The following is a 13999-nucleotide window of genomic DNA, read 5'->3' as shown; positions in this document are numbered from 1 at the left end:
ATTGACCAAAGGTCTATCCCTTGGGTCGATTTGTTCCAAGCCGGTGTCGGACTATACCCATGCGCGTCTGCGATCTATGATCTATGCCCACGGCCGGGCGCTGCCTGCCTGGCATCCAGACAAGCGAGTGTCCATGTTGCAACACCCCCTCAATTCGTCGGGCAGCCTGCCGCGTCATATCCTCGCTGCGTGTCTGCTGATCGCCAGCCTGGCTGGTTGCGCGGGCGGCCCTGCGCCTGCATCCAAGGGCCTGCCACAGCGGGTCGAAATCAGCAGCGTGCCGTTCTTTCGTGGCAATGCCAACCACAGTGGCGCCATGGCCCTGGCAATGGCTTTGTCCCAGCAGGGCGTGCGCATTACCCCAGGCTTGCTCGATAAACCCCTGAACTTGCCACAAGGCGTTGACTCGCTACAGACGACCATTCCTGCAGCTGCGCGTGACTACGGCATGTTGGTCTACCCGTTGGACCAGCGCCTGGATGCCTTGTTGGCACAGGTGGCCGCCGGTAATCCAGTCTTGCTGCGCTATCAGGAAGGCTCTGCCTGGTGGAGCGAGCCGCGTTACGCCGTGTTGGTCGGTTATGACAGTTACAAGCAGCGGGTGCTGCTGCGCTCGGGCATGCATCGGCGCCAGCTGATGGCGTTCGACGACTTTGCCGCGGCGTGGGAGAGTGCAGGGAGTTGGGCGGTGCTCGTTCAGTCGCCACTGCAATTGCCGGCCCAAGTAGATCGCCAGCGCTGGCTGAAGGCCGCGGACGAACTGGCCCGCGCAGGCCAGGAAACTGCCGCCAAGCAGGCCATTGGCAGTATCGGCCAGTAACTAAAGACATAAAAAAGCCCACTCCTACCAAGACGCTATCGTCCCTGTAGAAGCGGGCTCTCCCGCGATGGGGCTGTTAAAGCCCCCGTACCTCTATCAGAAGCCCAGGCGATCGCGCAGGCTGTAGTACCAGGCCCCCATGGCGCTGAACGGTACGCGCAGCAGCTGGCCACCCGGGAACGGGTAGTGCGGCAGGCCGGCGAAGGCATCGAAACGCTCTGCCTGGCCACGCAAGGCCTCAGCCAGCACTTTGCCCGCCAAGTGGGTGTAGGTCACGCCGTGACCCGAGCAGCCCTGCGAGTAATAGATGTTGTCGCCGATGCGACCAACTTGCGGAAGGCGCGACAAGGTCAGCAGGAAGTTACCGGTCCAGGCGAAGTCGATCTTCACATCTTTGAGCTGCGGGAAGGCCTTGAGCATCTTCGGTCGGATGATCGCCTCGATGTTGGCCGGGTCGCGCGCGCCGTAGACCACGCCACCACCGAAGATCAAGCGCTTGTCGCCCGTCAGGCGGTAGTAGTCGAGCAGGTAGTTGCAGTCTTCGACGCAGTAGTCTTGTGGCAGCAGCGTGTGTGCCAGTTCATCGCTCAGTGGCTCGGTGGTGATGACCTGGGTGCCGCACGGCATCGACTTGGAGGCCAGCTCAGGGACCAGGTTGCCCAGGTAAGCGTTGCCCGCAACGATGATGAACTTGGCACGGACTTTACCCTGCGGTGTATGAACCACTGGATTGGCGCCGCGCTCGATGCGCACGGCTGGAGTCTGCTCGTAGATCACGCCACCGAGCGATTCGACCGCTGCCGCTTCGCCCAGCGCCAGGTTGAGCGGGTGGATATGGCCGCCGCTCATGTCCAGCATGCCGCCGACATAGCTATCGCAAGCGACCACTTCGCGTATGCGTTTTTGGTCCATTAGCTCTAGTTGGGTGTGGCCGTAGCGTTCCCACAGGCGCTTTTGCGATTCCAGGTGGCCCATCTGCTTGCTGGTCAGGGCAGCGAATACACCGCCATCTTTGAGGTCGCACTGGATGTTGTACTTGGCCACGCGCTCACGGATGATGCGTCCGCCTTCAAAGGCCATCGCGCCCAGCAGTTCGGCTTGCTTTGGGCCGACGGTGCGTTCGATGACGTCGATATCACGGCTGTAGCTGTTGACGATCTGACCGCCGTTGCGGCCCGATGCGCCGAAGCCAACTTTGGCTGCCTCGACGATAGTCACCTTGAAGCCGTTTTCAAGCAGGAACAATGCGCTGGAAAGACCGGTGTAGCCGGCGCCGATTACGCAGATATCAGTCTCCACCTCACCCTGCAGCGCCGGACGTGGCGGCACCGGGTTAGCCGAGGCGGCGTAGTAGGACTGGGGGTAGGGGGTATTGGCCATGCTCGAGAAACCTCGTGTTTTATATTTTTAACGAATGTACCGATGCTATCAATAATAATAAACACCCGCTAGTCGTATGGTGAAAATCCTTTACGAGCGGCGCTTCTTTAGTCGTGAGCAATAACGTTTAAGATTCAGGGGGTTAGCGTGAAAAAAAGTGTTGACAGCTAATCTGGAATGCGTAGAATGCGCCCCACGACAGGCACATAGCTCAGTTGGTTAGAGCACCACCTTGACATGGTGGGGGTCGTTGGTTCGAGTCCAATTGTGCCTACCAAATCGAAGAAGGGCGATCCGAAAGGATCGCCCTTTTTGCATTTCGGCCGGTGGCTTTTGCCTCGTGGCTGCGGCGCTTTCGCGGGCAGGCTCGCTGCCCTAGGCTCAGTTACTACAAATCGCAAAGTTTTTGATTTTTCTGAAAAAAACGCTTTACAGCTTGGTGCATCACTCGTAATATGCGCCCCACACGACAGGCACATAGCTCAGTTGGTTAGAGCACCACCTTGACATGGTGGGGGTCGTTGGTTCGAGTCCAATTGTGCCTACCAAATCAGAAGAGGGCGATCCGAAAGGATCGCCCTTTTTGCATTTCGCATTCCAGTTGGAAATACCCTGCGGCAGCCTGCCCATCGGCGGGAGAGGGGCGTCATGCTAGACTGCGGCCCTTCAAATTTGGAGATACACGCGTGCGCAAACTGGCAGTGGTAATGGCAGTGCTGGCCCTGGCGGGCTGTAACAACGAAGTTGACGGCGTGCATAAAAAGGTGGCCGAACACCTGAGCAATCCCAAGACCGCCAAGTTCGCCAACGTGCGCTTCGACACCCAGGGCTCCATCTGTGGTCAGTTCCGCGGCAAAGACGACGCGGGCAAGTTTGAGGCCTATCGCAGCTACGTGGCGATCAAGCGCGATGGGCAGTACGAAATTATCGTCGATGACACCGGCAATAATCTGCGCATTCGTGAGATTTGCGGCGGTGCCGACTTGCAGCGGCGTGCCGAGGCAGTGGCAGATCAGCCGGCGCCTGAAGGTTGGGATGTGGAAGTGATCCAGGGGGCCAACATGGGCGCCTTGAGCGACATGACTGCGCGCCTGATCGAGAAGGGCATCCCCTCTTCGGTCGAATACCGAGATGGCAAACCGGTGGTATTGATGGGGCCTTTCCCGACCAAAGAAGAGGCTGAGGCGCGCAAGGCCGATGTCATGGCGCGGCAGGGTACTGATTCGATCGTTATTCAGCACGGCGTCCAGCGCTGAGCTTCATTGGCTTTTCGGGCTCTTTCGCGGGGCAAGCTCGCTCCCACGCCGATCGCGCCAACCTTTCGTTTGTGGTGAGCCTGTGGGAGCGGGCTTGCCCCGCGATGAGGCTCACATCGGCGATAGAGCCTGCGCTTGCCATGTGCGGGCTGTCCTGCAACGCCCGTCCCAGCTATGCTTGCTCCTGAGGGCGCAGAGCAGGGAGGGGCCTCATGTCTACACTGGAGCGGGCCATCGTTGTGGCCGCCAGAGCGCATGAAGGGCAGTACGACAAGGGTGGCGCGGCGTATATCCTTCACCCGTTGCGGGTGATGATGCGGGTGTCCACGCCTGAGCAGCGCATTGTAGCCGTGCTTCACGACGTGTTGGAGGACACCCAGCTGACCGTTGCCGATCTAGCACGCGAAGGTTTTCCACTGAAGATTCTCGCGGCGCTGCTGTCGCTGAGTCGGCGCAGGGGGGAGAGCTACGAGGCATTCGTGGTGCGCCTGGGTGATGATCCATTGGCCAGAGAGGTCAAGTTGGCCGACCTTGCCGACAATAGCGATCTCACCCGCATTGCGTGTCCAGGGCCTGCTGACTTGGCCAGGTTGATCCGTTATCAGGAGGCCAGCGCCTACTTGCAGGCGCTGGCTTGAACTTCAGCTGCAGGCCTTGAGGTTCACCGGACCGACAAACTCGTTGCCGCGCCCCATCACGCAGGCCACCTGCTGATTACGTTGCAGCTCCCAGGTTTGCGGCGGGTAGGTCTTGTTCCAGGCTTCGAACAGTTGCCGGTCCTGTTTGGACAGGCGCAAGTTGTACTGCTTGCTCATATAGAAGTAGGTGCGCGCGATCATCCCGCGGATCGAAGGCCGCGGCATGACTTTCTTGGCCTTGAAATCCACTTGGGTCAGGCAGCTGCCATATTGCCCATGCTGCTCCGGTAGCCAGCCGAAACTGTAGTTGCTGCGGTCGCCATTCACCTCGCCAATACTGGGTACCAAGTTGTGCAGGTCAGCTTCTGCACGCTTGTACACGGTGTCATTGCGCGAGCAATTCTTGCGTCCGCCGTCTTGCCAGCACTGGCGTTGATGGCCAATCTGCCAGGCCGGAACGATGTGCTCCCATTCAATGCGCGAGGCGCGCTGGGCATTCTTGCGCGGCTGGTAACCGCAGGAGGCTAGGTCAACTTTGTTGCCGTTGTACTTGCAGCCGCAATAGAACTCGGTGGATTGCGGTGCATACAGTCGCCACGCGACCTTCTTGGCTTCTTGGAAGGTGCGCGGGGCGTCGGCGTGGGCAATGGGGGTGGTAAACAGCAGGCAAGCGGCGGCGAAAAGTGAAACTCTCATGTGCGATCAATCTTCCTTCGGCACGGTCCAGAAGATTTGCACGCCGCCGTCATCGCGGTGGGCGAGGGTGACGTTGTCGTTCTCGGCGATCTCATCGAGCAAGGTTGCCCAGTCTTCGGGTAGTTCATGTTCAAGGCGGAAGATCAGTGCGGCGCGGCTGCGCTGGGCGGTAGGGCTGTTGATGATCTTCTGAATGCGCTCCCCAAGCAGCTGATAGGGCGTAGGGGTGGCTTGAGAGGTACTGGCCATTGGGCTTTTCCTTGTTTTGCTGTATGCGCATACAGTATTTCACTGTAGGTTATTTCGCAACAGCATGTAAGTCGAAAAGCCTATAAGACCGTGGTAGAGAGTTTCGTTCCGAGCGATTCGAGATTTTGCTTACTCAAAAGAAGGTAAAAGCTGATTGCTCTTGGGGCGGGCCTGCCCGGGCGATAGGGTCGCAATGGTTCACATTGCGACCCCACTGACGCGCCTATCAGTATTCCCAGAAAATCCGCTGCAGCTCTTTACTGTCCTGGGTCTTGGTCATCGCGACCATGGCCAGGATCCGCGCCTTCTGCGGATTCAGGTCATGGGCCACCACCCAGTCATTCTTGTCATCGGGCTGTTCTGCGTTGCGCAGGACAAAACCGCCAGCATTGACGTGCGAAGAGCGAATGATCTGCACGCCATTCTTGCGCAGCTCTTGCAGGGCAGGGACTACCCGCGACGACACCGAGCCATTACCCGTACCGGCATGGATCAGTGCTTTGGCGCCGTTTTGTGCCAATGCCTTGTAGGCGGTATCGGTCACGTTGCCGTAGCCATAGGCGATGTCCACTGCGGGCAGGCTGCTGATCTGTTTGATGTCGAACTCGGAATTGACCGTATGGCGCTTGGCTGGCAGGCGGAACCAGTACGACTTGCCCTCGACCACCATGCCCAGCGGCCCCCAGGCGCTCTTGAACGCTTCGGTCTTGATGTTGACCATCTTGCTGACATCGCGGCCCGACTGGATTTCATCGTTCATGGTCACCAGTACGCCTTTGCCACGCGAATCTTTATTGCTGGCCACGGCGACCGCGTTGTACAGGTTGAGCATGCCATCAGCGGACATGGCGGTGCCTGGGCGCATCGAGCCAACTACTACGATCGGCTTATCGGTCTTTTCCACCAGATTGAGGAAGTAGGCGGTCTCTTCCAGGGTGTCGGTGCCGTGAGTGATGACGATGCCGTCGACATCATTGCTCTCGGCCAGCTCTGCAACACGCTTGCCGAGCTTGAGCAGGTCTTCATTGCTGATGCTCTCGGAGGCAATCTGCATCACCTGCTCGCCACGCACGTTGGCCAGTTGCGCCAGTTCAGGTACCCCGGCAATCAACTTGTCGACCCCAAGCTTGGCGGCCTGGTAGGTGGCGCTGTTGGCAGCGCTGGCACCGGCGCCAGCGATGGTTCCGCCGGTGGCGAGGATCACCACATTGGCCAGTTTCTGTTGTTGCTCGGCTTCTTTGGCCGAGACGGCGGTGGGCAGAATTAGCAGTAGGGCGAGTGCCCCAGGGGCGAAGGATTTCAGTGCGGTTTTCATCGTTATTGTTCTCTCTCTTCCTAATGAGATTTATGAGTCGCACAGCTGTGAAGGCAGTTTTCGTACCAGACAGCGGCATGCATCCTGTTGAACCAGCAGCAATTGCTTCTTTGTCAATTCGCCCCCCTCAGGTACAGGGGAAAGCAGGGGTGTGTGCGAAGTCTACGGCCGATGTTTTGAGCAGCAAAAACCAGGCAGCAGCCACTGTCATTCGGCTTCCCGAACAAGCGTAGGAAAAGATGTTCGGTTTTCCGGGTATTTTCCGGATATTCTCCACGCTCATGGCCAGGCGACACTACGGCAGAGGGATTTGACAAACGCGGGTCTTGTTTCCATAGTTATTTACCGCAAACGTTTGCGATCCGATAAAAAACACAAAATTCGGAGTCATCTTCCATGAAACTGCCGTTCCCCGCTCGTCTGTTGACCCTCGCTGTCGTCTCCACGCTGTCCTTGGCATTGCCTTTCTCGGTTCAGGCTGAAGACAAACCTAAAGTCGCCTTGGTGATGAAGTCGCTGGCCAACGAGTTCTTCCGCACCATGGAAGACGGCGCCAAGGACTACCAGAAACAGCACCCCAACGACTTCGACCTGGTGGCCAACGGCATCAAGGACGAGTCCGATACCGGCAACCAGATCCGCATCGTCGAGCAGATGATCGCCACCGGCGCCAAGGCCCTGGTAATTGCTCCGGCGGACTCCAAAGCCCTGGTGCCGGTGATCAAGAAGGCCATGGACGCGGGCATCACCGTGGTCAATATCGACAACCGCCTCGACCCTGACGTGCTCAAGAGCAAGAATCTCAGCGTGCCATTCGTTGGCCCCGACAACCGTAAGGGCGCGCGCCTGGTCGGTGATTACCTGGCCAAAGAGAAGCTCAAGGCAGGTGATCAGGTCGGCATCATCGAAGGCGTACCGACCACCACCAACGCCCAGCAGCGCACCGCCGGCTTCAAAGATGCCATGGACGCTGCGCAGATGAAGGTCGTCTCGGTGCAGTCGGGCAACTGGGAGATCGACAAGGGCAATGCCGTGGCCGCCGCCATGCTCAACGAATACCCTGAACTCAAGGCGCTGCTAGCGGGTAACGACAGCATGGCCCTGGGCGCGGTGTCTGCGGTACGTGCCGCTGGCAAGACTGGGCAAGTGCAGGTGGTTGGCTACGACAACATCAATGCCATCAAGCCGATGCTCAAGGATGGCCGCGTGCTCGCCACCCTCGACCAGGATGCCAAGAAACAAGCGGTCTACGGCATTCAGGCGGCGCTGCAGATGATCAAGGGCGAAAAGCCTGAAGTGGATGCCGATAACGTCATCCAGACGCCGGTCGAACTGATCACCAAGCCTTGAGCCCAGCAGGAGATACGGCCATGTCTGCATCGGCCTATGAAACGGTGCTCGCTGTCAGCGGCCTAGGCAAGAGTTACGCCCAGCCGGTACTTGGCGACGTTGCCCTGAGCCTGCGCGCCGGTGAAGTGCTGGCGCTGACCGGCGAGAACGGCGCCGGCAAAAGCACCCTGTCCAAGCTGATCAGCGGCCTGGAGACCCCCACCACCGGGCAGATGACTTACCGCGGCCAGGTCTACTCTCCAGGTAGCCGTAGCGAGGCCGAGGGTCTCGGCGTGCGCATGGTCATGCAGGAGCTCAATCTGCTGCCGACCCTGACCGTGGCTGAGAACCTGTTTCTCGACAACCTGCCCAGCCGCTTTGGTTGGATCAGCCACAAGCGCCTGCGCCAGTTGGCTGGCGCCGCCATGGCTCAAGTCGGCCTGGAGGCGATCGATCCGGATACGCCGGTCGGCGAGCTGGGCATCGGTCATCAACAAATGGTCGAAATCGCTCGTAACCTGATCGGCGATTGCCATGTGCTGATCTTCGATGAGCCGACTGCAATGCTCACCGCCCGCGAGGTGGAGCTGCTGTTCACGCAAATCGAGCGTCTGCGCCAGCGCGGGGTGGCCATCGTCTATATCTCCCACCGCCTGGAGGAGCTGCAGCGGGTGGCTCAACGCATCGCCGTATTGCGCGATGGCAAGCTGGTGTGTGTCGAGCCGATCCAACGATATAGCAGCGCCGAGCTGGTCAACCTGATGGTTGGTCGCGAGCTGGGCGAGCATATCGACCTGGGGCGCCGCGACATCGGTGCGCCGTTGCTCAAGGTCGACAAGCTCAGCCGCGGTGACAAGGTCCGCGAAGTGTCGTTCGAGGTGAGGGCAGGGGAGATCTTCGGTATTTCCGGCCTGATTGGCGCCGGACGCACCGAGCTGCTGCGGCTGATCTATGGCGCTGACCGTGCCGACAGCGGCAGCGTTGCCTTGGGCCTGCCGCCGGCGCCTGTGACCATCGATTCGCCCAAGGCTGCGGTGCGCGCGGGCATTGCCTTGATCACCGAAGACCGTAAGGGCGAAGGCCTGCTGCTGACCCAGTCGATCAGCGCCAATATCGCCTTGGGCAACCTGGGTGCGGTGTCCCGCGCTGGGGTGCTTGATGGCGCCGCTGAAAGGGCTCTGGCTGAACGCCAGATCAACGCCATGCGCATCCGCAGTGCCAGCCCCGCCCAGCTGGTTGGCGAGTTGTCGGGCGGCAATCAGCAGAAAGTGGTGATTGGCCGCTGGCTGGAGCGCGACTGCCAGGTGTTGCTGTTCGATGAGCCGACCCGTGGCATCGACGTCGGCGCCAAGTTCGACATCTATGGCTTGCTCGCCGAGTTGGCGCGCCAAGGCAAGGCATTGGTGGTGGTGTCTAGCGACTTGCGCGAGCTGATGCTGATCTGTGATCGCATCGCTGTGCTGTCCGCTGGCCGTCTTATCGAGACCTTCGAGCGCGATGACTGGAGCCAGGACCAGCTGCTTGCCGCCGCATTTGCCGGCTACCAGAAACGTGACGCACTGCTGCACGACGCAGCCCCCAGGATGGACGCATGAAGACCACCCCCCTGCAAAACTCAGGTGCCGCTCCCGCGCGCCGGACTGCTACCTACTTTGGCCTGGGTACCTACCTCGGGCTGGCTGGCGCCTTGGCGGCAATGATCGTGCTGTTCTCGCTGTTGAGCAGCCATTTCTTGTCCTACGCGACCTTCAGTACCTTGGCCAACCAGATCCCCGACCTGATGGTGCTGGCAGTAGGGATGACGTTCGTACTGATCATCGGCGGCATCGATTTGTCGGTGGGCTCGGTATTGGCCCTGGCGGCCTCGGCGGTGAGCGTGGCGATCCTCGGCTGGGGCTGGAGTGTACTGCCTGCGGCGTTGCTCGGCATGGCAGTGGCGGCACTGGCCGGTAGCGTCACTGGCAGTATCACCGTGGCGTGGCGCATCCCCTCATTCATCGTCTCGCTGGGCGTACTGGAGATGGCACGTGGCTTGGCCTACCAGTTTACCGATTCGCGTACCGCTTACATCGGTGACGCTTTCGCCTGGTTCTCCAACCCCATCGCCTTTGGCATTTCGCCGGCGTTCATCATCGCCTTGGTGGTGATCATCGTTGCCCAGCTGGTGCTGACCCGCACAGTGTTTGGTCGCTACTTGATCGGCATTGGCACCAATGAAGAAGCCGTGCGCCTGGCAGGCATCGACCCGCGGCCATACAAGATCCTGGTCTTCACCCTGATGGGCCTGCTGGCTGGCCTGGCCGCGCTGTTTCAGATATCGCGCCTGGAGGCGGCCGACCCCAATGCGGGTTCTGGCCTTGAGCTGCAGGTGATCGCCGCCGTGGTGATCGGCGGTACCAGTCTGATGGGCGGGCGTGGCTCGGTCATCAGTACCTTCTTCGGCGTGCTGATCATCTCCGTGCTGGCCGCAGGCCTTGCGCAGATTGGCGCTTCGGAACCTACCAAACGCATCATCACCGGGGCGGTCATCGTCATCGCCGTGGTGCTCGACACTTATCGCAGCCGGCGCGCGAGCCGGCGGAACTGAACCCATGGCAACCATCAAAGATGTCGCGGCACTGGCGGGTATCTCCTACACCACCGTGTCGCATGTACTGAACAAGACCCGTCCGGTCAGCGAGCAGGTGCGTCTCAAAGTCGAGGCGGCTATCGTCGAGCTGGATTACGTGCCCAGTGCCGTCGCCCGCTCGCTGAAAGCTCGTAGCACCGCCACCATTGGCTTGCTCGTGCCTAATAGCGTCAACCCGTACTTTGCCGAATTGGCCCGGGGTATCGAGGATGGCTGCGAACGCAATGGCTATTGCGTGATTCTGTGTAACTCCGACGACAACCCGCAGAAGCAACGCAGCTACCTGCGGGTGTTGCTGGAAAAGCGCATCGATGGCTTGGTGGTGGCGTCGGTGGGCGAGGACAGCGATCTGCTGCAGAGCCTGTCTGGGGTGCGCACTCCGATGGTCATCGTCGACCGCGCGTTGGAGGGGGTGGATGCTGATCTGGTGCGCATCGACCATGAGCAGGGCGCCTACCTTGCCACGCGCCATCTGTTGGAATTGGGCCATCGCGATATCGCCTGTATCGGTGGCCCTGCCGAGACCGGCGTCAGCCAGTTGCGTCTGGCCGGTTACCGTCGGGCGATGGCTGAGGCCGATGCGCCGATCGCTGCAGACCGTGTGCTGCACTGCGACTTCACCAGCCCCGGGGGGCATGCGGCCGCCGCGCGCTTGCTCGACGGCCCGCGCCCCACGGCGATTTTCGCGGGCAACGACATGATCGGCTTTGGCGTGCTGCGCGCGGCGGCCGAACGTAATATCAACGTGCCCGGCGAATTGTCGGTGATCGGCTTCGACGATATCGAGCTCAGCCGTTACGTCTATCCGCCGCTGACCACCGTTGGCCAATCGATCCGAGAACTGGGTGAAAGCGCGGCTGAGCTGTTGCTCTCGCGGATCGCTACGCCCCGACGCGAGGCGGCGCAAGCCGAGCAGCGGATCGTCGCGCCGCGCATCGTCATGCGTGAGTCCACCGGACCGCGCCCAGACTTGTTCAATGATTACCGCTAAGGAATTGCCATGCACGCCAAGGTAGTAGTGGTCGGCAGCCTCAACATGGACCTGGTGGCCCGTGCCGCGCGCTTGCCGCGCGGTGGTGAAACGCTGGCCGGCGACAGTTTCTTCACTGTTCCGGGAGGCAAGGGTGCCAATCAGGCGGTGGCGGTGGCACGCCTGGGTGGCAGCGTAGCGATGATCGGCAACGTCGGCGATGATGCCTACGGCCAGCAGTTGCGTCAGGCGCTACAGGTCGAAGGTGTTGATTGCCAGGCTGTGAGTGTGTGCGACGGCGTGTCCAGTGGGGTGGCGTTGATCGTGGTGGATGCCTCGAGCCAAAACGCCATTGTCATCATTCCCGGCGGCAATGGGTTGCTCAGCGCTGAGGCGGTGCAGCGTTTCGACGCCTTGTTGCAGGCTGCCGAGATCGTCATCTGTCAGCTTGAGGTGCCGCTGGAGACGGTAGGTTGGACCCTGGCCCGCGCCCGCGAGCTGGGCAAGACCGTCATTCTCAATCCTGCGCCGGCTAGCGGGCCGCTGCCGGCGCAGTGGTTTGCCCATATTGACTACCTCACCCCCAATGAAAGCGAGGCCGAGGCCCTGACTGGCCTGCCCGTGACGGACCAGGACAGCGCCCGTCGCGCCGCAGAGCAGTTGCTGAAGCTGGGCGCGGGCAAAGTGATCGTCACCCTCGGCGCTCAAGGTGCCTTGTTCGTCAGTGCCAACGGCAGCCAGCACTTCCCGGCGCCGCACGTCGAACCGCTGGACACCACTGCGGCCGGGGACACCTTCATTGGTGGTTTTGCGGCAGGGCTGTCGCAGGGGATGGGGGAGGGTGAGGCGATTGCTTTTGGTCAGCGCGCCGCGGCGTTGTCGGTCACCCGAGCGGGCGCCCAGCCGTCTATTCCTTACGCCAGGGAGTTGCAGTCGTGAAGAAAACCGCGCTGCTCAATATCGCCTTGTCCCGCACCATTGCCGGTTTGGGGCACGGCGACGTGGTGGTTATTGGTGACGCGGGGCTGCCGGTGCCAGCGGGCGTCGAATTGATCGACCTGGCCCTGACCCCTGGAATTCCTGATTTCGCCAGTGTGCTGCGCGCGGTGCTGAGCGAGATGCAGGTCGAGCGACACGTGCTCGCCGAAGAGCTGTTTCAGGTTTCGCCGCCGGCCCTGGCGGAGATCGAGCAGCTCTATGCGCAAGGCTTGCTCGGCGGGCGTGAACGTCTGCACCACAGTGAGTTGAAGGATCTGAGCAGGCAGGCCAAGGCTATCGTGCGCACGGGAGAGTGCCAGCCCTATAGCAACATTGCCCTGATCGCTGGCGTTACCTTTTAAGTTCAGGGTGCCAGTCATCATCCATCACGCAGCAAGGAGTGCTCGATGCTCAAACGTTTGCTACAAGGAGTCTTGCTGATGTCCACCATCGCCGCCGCCAGCCTGCAGGCCGCGCCTCGCGACCTGATCATCGATACCGACCCCGGGGCGGATGATCTGGTGGCGCTGTTTCTGGCCATGGCCTCGCCTGACGAGCTGAACATTCGCGCCATCACCACCGTTGCCGGTAATGTGAGATTGGAAAAAACCTCACGCAATGCTCGCCTGGCGCGCGAATGGGCGGGCCGGGAGGAGATCCCTGTATATGCTGGCGCCGGCCGCCCGCTGGTGCGCCCGCCAATCTACGCCGCCCAAGTGCATGGCGAAGAAGGGCTTACGGGCGTCAGTGTGCACGAGCCAAAACAGGGCCTGGCCAAGGGCAATGCGGTGCGGTACCTGGTCGATACCCTGGGCGCTGCCGAGCCGCATAGCATCACCATCGCCATGCTCGGGCCGCAAACCAACCTGGCTTTGGCGTTGATCCAGCAACCCGATATCGTCGACGGCATCAAGGAAGTGGTGGTGATGGGTGGGGCGCACTTCAATGGCGGCAATATCACCCCGGCTGCGGAATTCAACCTGTTCGCCGACCCGCATGCCGCGCAAGTGGTGCTGGCCAGTGGCGTCAAGCTCACCTATCTGCCGCTGGATGTCACCCACAAGCTATTGACCAGCAAGACTCGCCTCAAGCAATTGGCTGCGGTGAATAATCGGGCGAGCAAGCAGGTGGTGGCTATTCTCAACGCCTACATCAAGCACGATATGGACCTTTACGGCATGCCCGGCGGCCCGGTGCATGATGCCAGTGTCATTGCCTACCTGCTCAAGCCCGAGTTGTTCAGCGGGCGGCAGCTCCACATGACAGTCGATAGCCGCGAAGGGCCAACCTTCGGCCAGACCGTGGCGGATTGGTACGGTGTGCTCAAGCAACCGGCCAATGTGCTGTGGATCGGTGAGGGCGATGCCCAGGGCCTGTTCAACCTGCTCAGCGAGCGTCTGGCTCGATTGCAATAGCTTCATGTGGCGCATAGCGCTCGAGCACCTGTTCGATGAAGCTGCGCGTCGCCTCACTGCCGCGATCGCGCACCAGTAAATCGACGGCAATCAATAGCAGCTCCTCGGGTGTGCCTGGGCTGTAGGCGCTCTGACCCTCGGCCCATTTGACCTTGATATCGGCATCGATGGTGTGACTGCTCATGGGAGATTCTCGTGACGGCCCGGGCTGTGAGGCGAACACCTGACCCTGGTGTTCGTGGGGAGGCATGCTGCGCTCCACTTATTGCAGTAAATCATGCCTTTGCGTCAATAGCCCTGCGACTTAGGCATAAGAACGCTCGG

Annotated in this window: 15 protein-coding genes and 2 tRNA genes; 12 read left to right on the top strand and 5 right to left on the bottom strand. The window is 60.7% G+C overall.

Features of this window, described 5'->3' with window-relative positions:
* Window positions 1-76 precede the first annotated feature (76 nt).
* On the top strand, window positions 77-820 hold the full coding sequence (locus ACF8K2_RS01670) for a PA2778 family cysteine peptidase (RefSeq protein ID WP_392463211.1): 744 nt from the start codon (window positions 77-79) through the stop codon (window positions 818-820).
* Window positions 821-916: 96 nt separating this feature from the next.
* On the opposite strand, the gene ACF8K2_RS01665 is transcribed toward ACF8K2_RS01670, so the two are convergent.
* Complete coding sequence (locus ACF8K2_RS01665) at window positions 917-2200, bottom strand: NAD(P)/FAD-dependent oxidoreductase (protein ID WP_392463210.1); 1284 nt, start codon at window positions 2198-2200, stop codon at window positions 917-919.
* A gap of 200 nt (window positions 2201-2400) precedes the next feature.
* On the opposite strand from ACF8K2_RS01665, the gene ACF8K2_RS01660 reads away from it, so the two are divergent.
* From ACF8K2_RS01660 to ACF8K2_RS01645, 4 genes are all read left to right on the top strand, one after another.
* Window positions 2401-2477 (top strand) — tRNA-Val (locus ACF8K2_RS01660).
* A gap of 194 nt (window positions 2478-2671) precedes the next feature.
* Window positions 2672-2748, top strand: a tRNA-Val gene (locus ACF8K2_RS01655).
* Between the two features lie 138 nt (window positions 2749-2886).
* Window positions 2887-3456, top strand: coding sequence for an SPOR domain-containing protein (locus ACF8K2_RS01650; RefSeq protein ID WP_312154634.1), 570 nt, complete (start codon window positions 2887-2889; stop codon window positions 3454-3456).
* Between the two features lie 212 nt (window positions 3457-3668).
* On the top strand, window positions 3669-4094 hold the full coding sequence (locus tag ACF8K2_RS01645; RefSeq protein ID WP_186556135.1) for a GTP pyrophosphokinase: 426 nt from the start codon (window positions 3669-3671) through the stop codon (window positions 4092-4094).
* Between the two features lie 3 nt (window positions 4095-4097).
* On the opposite strand, the gene ACF8K2_RS01640 is transcribed toward ACF8K2_RS01645, so the two are convergent.
* The 3 genes from ACF8K2_RS01640 to ACF8K2_RS01630 form a co-directional block, all read right to left on the bottom strand.
* Window positions 4098-4790 carry an endonuclease gene (locus ACF8K2_RS01640; protein WP_186556134.1) on the bottom strand — a complete coding sequence of 231 codons (693 nt, stop codon included), beginning with the start codon at window positions 4788-4790 and terminating at the stop codon, window positions 4098-4100.
* A 6-nt stretch (window positions 4791-4796) separates the two neighbouring features.
* Window positions 4797-5039 (bottom strand): DUF1654 domain-containing protein, encoded by a 243-nt coding sequence (locus ACF8K2_RS01635; RefSeq protein ID WP_186556133.1) that lies wholly within the window; start codon window positions 5037-5039, stop codon window positions 4797-4799.
* A 226-nt stretch (window positions 5040-5265) separates the two neighbouring features.
* Window positions 5266-6354, bottom strand: coding sequence for an asparaginase (locus ACF8K2_RS01630; RefSeq protein WP_368971904.1), 1089 nt, complete (start codon window positions 6352-6354; stop codon window positions 5266-5268).
* A 396-nt stretch (window positions 6355-6750) separates the two neighbouring features.
* Between ACF8K2_RS01630 and ACF8K2_RS01625 the strand changes: the two genes are divergently transcribed.
* Genes ACF8K2_RS01625 through ACF8K2_RS01595 form a run of 7 tightly spaced genes read left to right on the top strand, consistent with a single transcriptional unit; the run spans window position 6751 to window position 13675 of the window.
* Entirely contained in the window at window positions 6751-7704 is a 954-nt protein-coding gene (locus ACF8K2_RS01625) for a sugar ABC transporter substrate-binding protein (RefSeq protein ID WP_392463209.1), read from the top strand.
* A gap of 20 nt (window positions 7705-7724) precedes the next feature.
* Window positions 7725-9278, top strand: a complete 1554-nt coding sequence (locus tag ACF8K2_RS01620) for a sugar ABC transporter ATP-binding protein (protein ID WP_392463208.1) — start codon at window positions 7725-7727, stop codon at window positions 9276-9278.
* Window positions 9275-10270, top strand: a complete 996-nt coding sequence (locus ACF8K2_RS01615) for an ABC transporter permease (RefSeq protein ID WP_186556129.1) — start codon at window positions 9275-9277, stop codon at window positions 10268-10270. Before ACF8K2_RS01620 ends, ACF8K2_RS01615 begins: the two co-directional genes overlap by 4 nt.
* 4 nt (window positions 10271-10274) lie before the next feature.
* A complete protein-coding gene (locus ACF8K2_RS01610) occupies window positions 10275-11303 on the top strand; it encodes a LacI family DNA-binding transcriptional regulator (RefSeq protein WP_264235960.1) in 1029 nt (342 codons plus the stop codon).
* A 9-nt stretch (window positions 11304-11312) separates the two neighbouring features.
* On the top strand, window positions 11313-12221 hold the full coding sequence (gene rbsK / locus ACF8K2_RS01605; RefSeq protein ID WP_392463207.1) for a ribokinase: 909 nt from the start codon (window positions 11313-11315) through the stop codon (window positions 12219-12221).
* Window positions 12218-12622, top strand: coding sequence for a D-ribose pyranase (gene rbsD / locus ACF8K2_RS01600; protein WP_392463206.1), 405 nt, complete (start codon window positions 12218-12220; stop codon window positions 12620-12622). The genes rbsK and rbsD overlap by 4 nt, the downstream gene beginning before the upstream one ends.
* A 45-nt stretch (window positions 12623-12667) precedes the next feature.
* A complete protein-coding gene (locus tag ACF8K2_RS01595; RefSeq protein ID WP_392463205.1) occupies window positions 12668-13675 on the top strand; it encodes a nucleoside hydrolase in 1008 nt (335 codons plus the stop codon).
* Here ACF8K2_RS01595 and ACF8K2_RS01590 read toward each other — a convergent pair.
* Window positions 13647-13859 (bottom strand): hypothetical protein, encoded by a 213-nt coding sequence (locus ACF8K2_RS01590; RefSeq protein WP_264235964.1) that lies wholly within the window; start codon window positions 13857-13859, stop codon window positions 13647-13649. The genes ACF8K2_RS01595 and ACF8K2_RS01590 overlap by 29 nt on opposite strands.
* Window positions 13860-13999 lie beyond the last annotated feature (140 nt).

The organism is Pseudomonas sp. xss_2 (genome assembly GCF_043104195.1).
Taxonomy (GTDB): domain Bacteria; phylum Pseudomonadota; class Gammaproteobacteria; order Pseudomonadales; family Pseudomonadaceae; genus Aquipseudomonas; species Aquipseudomonas urmiensis.
Note: the sequence above shows the minus strand (reverse complement) of the source record. Positions and strands in the feature narration are given on the sequence as shown.